Source organism: Pseudonocardia sp. SID8383 (assembly GCF_009864975.1).
In the GTDB taxonomy this organism is placed as follows: Bacteria; Actinomycetota; Actinomycetes; order Mycobacteriales; family Pseudonocardiaceae; genus Pseudonocardia; species Pseudonocardia alni.
Map to the genome: position 1 here is coordinate 1 of NZ_WWFY01001199.1, position 4,662 is coordinate 4,662.

A 4,662-nucleotide genomic window follows, 5' to 3' on the forward strand; every position below is an offset into this window, starting at 1 on the left:
GGGAGGGCCTGGACGGGTTCGTCGCCGCCGTCGCCGCCTATGTGCACGACCACCACCGGGCCGCCGAGGCCCGGCTCGGCCGCGTCGTCGCCCCCGCGGAGGTCCGCGACGACGCCCGGGACGCGCTGCGTCGCGGCGGGGTCGCCGAGCAGCTGTGGGACCCGGTGCTCGACGCCGTCGAGGCCACCGGCCGGTACTCGTTCTCCGCGGCGGTGTCGGCGCCCACGGCGGACCGGATCGCGGCCTGCCTGCACGACGCCGACATGCTCGACGCGATGGGCGCCACCGGCATCGCCCGCGCGTTCGCCTACGGCGGCGCGATCGGCGAGCCCCTGTGGGACCCGGACGCGGGCGTCGCGACCGACGGCTACCGGTCCGGGCCGACCGGCTCGGTCGTCGCCCACTTCCACGAGAAGCTGCTGCGGCTGCGCGGCGAGCTGCGCACCGCCGCCGGCCGCGAGATGGGCGAGCGGCGGCACGCGGCCCTGGAGGAGTTCCTGCGCCGGTTCCGTGAGGAGTGGGTCGACGCCCACGGCGACTCCGACGGCGCCCCGCCCGGGGTCTAGATCGGGTCGAGGATCCGCTTCAGGAACTGCCGGGTGCGGGGTCGTTCCGGCTCGACCAGCACCCGCGACGGCGGACCGGACTCGGCCACCACCCCGCCGTCGACGAAGAGGACCTGGTCGGCGACCTGCTGGGCGAAGCGGATCTCGTGGGTGACGATGACCATCGTCCGGCCCGCCGTCGCCAGGTCCTTGATGACCCGCAGGACGTCGCCGACGAGCTCGGGGTCCAGCGCCGAGGTGGGCTCGTCGAACAGCATCAGCTGCGGGTCGAGGGCCAGCGCGCGGGCGATCCCGACGCGCTGCTGCTGGCCGCCGGAGAGCTGGTACGGGTACTGGTCGGCCTTCTCGGCCAGCCCCACCTGGTCCAGCAGCCGCCGGGCGTCGGCGGTCGCGTCGGCCCGGGGGCGCCGCTGCACGATCACCGGGCCCTCGATGACGTTCTCCAGGACGGTGCGGTGCGGGAACAGGTTGTGCGACTGGAACACCATCGCGGTCCGGGACCGGAACCGGGCCAGCGTGGACCGGTCGACGGGGGCGCCGAAGTCGACGGCCAGGTCGCCGATGGTGATCACCCCGGCGTCGGCCCGGTCCAGCGCGTTCAGGGCACGCAGCACCGTCGTCTTGCCCGAACCGGACGGCCCGATCACCGCGGTGACGGTCCCGGCCGGGACGTCGAACCCGATGTCGCGCAGGACCTCCAGCGTCCCGAAGGACTTCCGCAGGCCCCGGACGGTCAGCAGGTCGCTCATCGCGCCACGTACCTCTCCAGCCGCGTCTCCACCCGTACCTGCACGGACGAGAGGATCAGGCAGACGATCCAGTAGTACACCGCGGCCACGCCGTAGAGGGCGAAGAAGTCGAACGTCGGCGCCGCGGCCAGCTGGGCGACCCGCAGCAGCTCGGTCACCAGGATGGTCGAGGCCAGCGAGGTGTCCTTGACCAGCGAGATCAGCGTGTTCGACAGCGGTGGGACGGCGGTGCGCGCGGCCTGGGGGAGGATCACGCGTCGCAGCGTCGTCGGGTACCCCATGCCGATGGTCTGCGCGGCCTCCCACTGTCCCTTCGGGATGGACAGGATCGCCGCCCGGATGACCTCGGCCGCGTAGCCGCCGACGTTGAGGCTGAACGCGATCACCGCGGACGGGAACGGGTCGATCACCAGCCCGAGCTGCGGGAGCGCGTAGAACACGATGAACAGCTGGACCAGCAGCGGCGTGCCGCGCACCACCGAGATGTAGGCGCGGGCCAGCCAGGACAGCGGTCTGATCGAGGAGATCCGGGCCAGCGCCAGCAACAGGGCCAGGACCAGCCCGATGACGAAGCTGATCGCCGTCAGCGGGATGGTCATCGTGACCGTCGCCCTCAGCATCGGCCACAGGTTGCGGCCGATCAGCTCCCAGGTGGCGGGATCCATCTACTTCCCGCTGACGTCGCTGCCGAAGTACTTCTCGGACAGCTGCGTCAGCGTGCCGTCGGCCCGCAGCTCGGCCAGCGCCCGGTCCACGTCGGGCATCAGGCCGCTGTCCTTGCGGGCGGCGAAGGCCTGCTCGCTGGTGTCCCCGGTGGTGCCGGCGACCTTGATGCCCGTGTCCCCGGTCGACTTCTCGTACTCCCCGACGGCGAGGTTGTCGTTGACGGTGGCGTCGACCCGGCCGTCCTTGACGAGCTGGACGGCCTGCACGAAGCCCTCCACCGCCTCGACGTTCGCGCCGGCGCCGCGGGCGACCTCGGCCCAGTTGCTGGTCGCGGACTGCGCGGTGGTGCGGCCCCGCAGGTCGGCGAGGGTCCGGATCGCGGTGTCGTCGGCGCGGGTGACGATCACGCCCTCGGACACGGTGTAGGGGGTCGAGAGGTCGTACCTCGCCTTCCGCTCGTCGTTGACGGTGACCTGGTTGGCGACCAGGTCGATCCGCTGCGACTCCAGCGCGGCGAAGATCGAGTCCCACGGGATCTGGACGAACTCGACCTCCTTGCCCAGCTTGGCGCCGACCGCACGGGCGACCTCGACGTCGTAGCCGGTCAGCTGCCCGTCGGGGCCCTGGAAGCTGAAGGGGCTGTAGGTCCCCTCGGTGCCGACGCGCAGCGTGTCGGACCCGCCGCTGCTGCAGCCGACGAGGGTGGTGAGGGCCAGCAGCGCGGCGGCCAGGGCCAGGATCGTGCGACGCACGGGGTCTCCTTCGGGAGGAACGGGGCCGACGGACGGCGATGCCCCGTCGGGATGCGGGGACCCTAGGCCGGTCGGTCGTGTCGGTTCAACGCTCCGTGCGGTCCCGTTCATCCACGCAGGTGATCCAGCTGTGCGCGCACGGACAGCTCGGCGGCGTCCCACAGCGAGGTGTCGACGTCGGCGTAGACGATCTCGACGACGTCGCGTGCCGAGGCGTCGGGCCCGAGCCGCTCCAGCGCGGCCCGCACCTGCTCCAGCCGCTGCTCGCGGTGGGCGAGGTAGTGCCGCGCGGTGTCGGCGGCGTCCGGGAGCTCCGGACCGTGCCCGGGGAGGACCGGGGTGCCCGCGGGCAGCTCCGCGATCCGGCGCAGCGAGTCCAGGTAGGGCCCGAGGGTGCCGTCGGGGTGGGCGATGACGGTGGTGCCGCGGCCGAGCACGGTGTCGCCGGAGAGCAGCGCGACGCCGTCGGAGCCGGGGCCGCGCAGCAGCAGCGACACCGAGTCCGAGGTGTGGCCGGGGGTGGTCAGCACCTCCAGTTCGACCCCGCCACCGGCGACGACGGCGCCGTCGACCAGCGGGGTGGTCCCCGACGCCAGTGACGGGTCCGCGGCGAACACGGGTGCCCCGGTCAGCTCGACGAACCGGCCGATCCCGCCGGCGTGGTCGTGGTGGCGGTGGGTCAGGACGACCGCGGCCACCGGCGGGCCGTCGGCCAGCGCCTCCAGGTGTGTGCCGTCGTCCTCACCCGGGTCGACGACGATCCGGTCGTACGCGTCCGACACCGCGAGGACCCAGGTGTTGGTGCCCTCCAGGGTCATCGGGCCGGGGTTGTCCTGCAGCAGCACCGACGCCAGCGGGTGCGCGGCGCGCAGGGCGCCGTAGAGCGGGTGGCTCACCGGGTCGTCTCCTCGTAGATCCAGTCGGGGTCGCCGGGCAGGGTGATCGTGACGACCCTGCCCTCGCGCCGCACCTCGGGGGTGATCGGCTCGATGTCGCGCGCCGCGGCGGCGGCCAGCACCTCGCCCGCGCTGTCGTGCCGGTGCAGCTCCTGCAGGGTCCGCAGAGTGGGCGGCATCAGCTCGAGGTCGCCGTCGTCGTAGCCGGACAGGGCCTCGGCCGGGCTCCACCAGCGCGCCTCGACGGCCTCGGTGGTGGCGTCGTCGGCGACCTGGCCGTCCGGCACGCGGGCGACGAGGAACGCGGTGTCGTAGCGCTTCGGGTTGCGCGGCGGGGTGATCCAGCGGGACCACGGGACCAGCAGGTCCGCGCGCAGCTCCAGGTCGTGCGCCGCGAGCAGCCCCGGCAGCGTGATCCGGCGGGCGACGAGGTCGTCCCGCCAGGTCGCGGCGGCGTCCAGCCGGCCGGGCTCGGTGCCGGCGGGGGCGGCCAGCAGCACGCCGCACTCCTCGAACGTCTCGCGGACGGCGGCCGTCACCAGCGCGGCGGCCAGGTCCGCGGGCTGGGCCAGCCGGGCACCGAACCGTTCCGGCTCCGGTCCGCGCCATCGGGCGGGGTCCGGCTCGTCACCGGCGGAGACCCCGCCGCCGGGGAACACGGTCATGCCGCCGGCGAACGCCATCCCGGCCACCCGCCGCTGCAGGAAGACCTGCAGGTCACCGGTGCCCGGCTCGTCGCGGACCAGCAGGACGGTCGCGGCGGCCCTCGGCTCGACCGGCTGCGCTGCCGGATCATCGCTCATGGCCGCCGACCCTAGGTCATGATCGGGGCCGGTCGGCGGTGAGAATGCCCGCATGCGTATCGGACTGCTCGGCGCCGGGCCGTGGGCGCGCCAGGTGCACGCCCCCGCCATCGCGGCGCATCCCCGCTGGTCGGCGGCCGGGGTGTGGGCGCGACGGCCGGAGGCGGCCGCCGGGATCGCCGCGGTCTCCGGTGGTCCGGTGCACGCCTCGGTCGAGGACCTGCTCGACG

At 74.0% G+C, this 4,662-nt stretch carries 5 protein-coding genes and 1 pseudogene; 1 reads left to right on the forward strand and 5 read right to left on the reverse strand.

Going from position 1 to position 4,662, the window contains the following annotated elements:
• Nucleotides 1-566: pseudogene (locus tag GTW08_RS29130) on the forward strand (hypothetical protein); the annotation flags it as partial.
• On the opposite strand, the gene GTW08_RS29135 reads toward GTW08_RS29130, so the two are convergent.
• The 5 genes from GTW08_RS29135 to GTW08_RS29150 all read right to left on the reverse strand — a co-directional run bounded on the left by GTW08_RS29135 (nt 563) and on the right by GTW08_RS29150 (nt 4,432).
• Nucleotides 563-1,315: an amino acid ABC transporter ATP-binding protein gene (locus tag GTW08_RS29135; protein ID WP_073576029.1), complete on the reverse strand. Its 753-nt coding sequence runs from the start codon at nt 1,313-1,315 to the stop codon at nt 563-565. The pseudogene GTW08_RS29130 and the gene GTW08_RS29135 overlap by 4 nt on opposite strands.
• Nucleotides 1,312-1,980, reverse strand: a complete 669-nt coding sequence (locus GTW08_RS31275; RefSeq protein WP_062398750.1) for an amino acid ABC transporter permease — start codon at nt 1,978-1,980, stop codon at nt 1,312-1,314. The genes GTW08_RS29135 and GTW08_RS31275 overlap by 4 nt, the downstream gene beginning before the upstream one ends.
• Entirely contained in the window at nt 1,981-2,733 is a 753-nt protein-coding gene (locus GTW08_RS31280; protein WP_073576028.1) for an amino acid ABC transporter substrate-binding protein, read from the reverse strand. It abuts the gene before it with no gap.
• Nucleotides 2,734-2,840: 107 nt separating this feature from the next.
• A complete protein-coding gene (locus tag GTW08_RS29145) occupies nt 2,841-3,629 on the reverse strand; it encodes an MBL fold metallo-hydrolase (RefSeq protein ID WP_073576027.1) in 789 nt (262 codons plus the stop codon).
• Nucleotides 3,626-4,432, reverse strand: a complete 807-nt coding sequence (locus tag GTW08_RS29150) for an NUDIX hydrolase (RefSeq protein WP_083658696.1) — start codon at nt 4,430-4,432, stop codon at nt 3,626-3,628. Before GTW08_RS29150 ends, GTW08_RS29145 begins: the two co-directional genes overlap by 4 nt.
• Between the last annotated feature and the right edge of the window lie 230 nt (nt 4,433-4,662).

What these genes read in the sequence shown, in the direction of transcription:
- GTW08_RS29135 (WP_073576029.1), bottom strand. Translation starts at nt 1,315, where the DNA reads ATGAGCGACCTGCTGACCGTCCGGGGCCTGCGGAAGTCCTTCGGGACG.
- GTW08_RS29150 (WP_083658696.1), bottom strand. Translation starts at nt 4,432, where the DNA reads ATGAGCGATGATCCGGCAGCGCAGCCGGTCGAGCCGAGGGCCGCCGCG.
- GTW08_RS31275 (WP_062398750.1), bottom strand. Translation starts at nt 1,980, where the DNA reads ATGGATCCCGCCACCTGGGAGCTGATCGGCCGCAACCTGTGGCCGATG.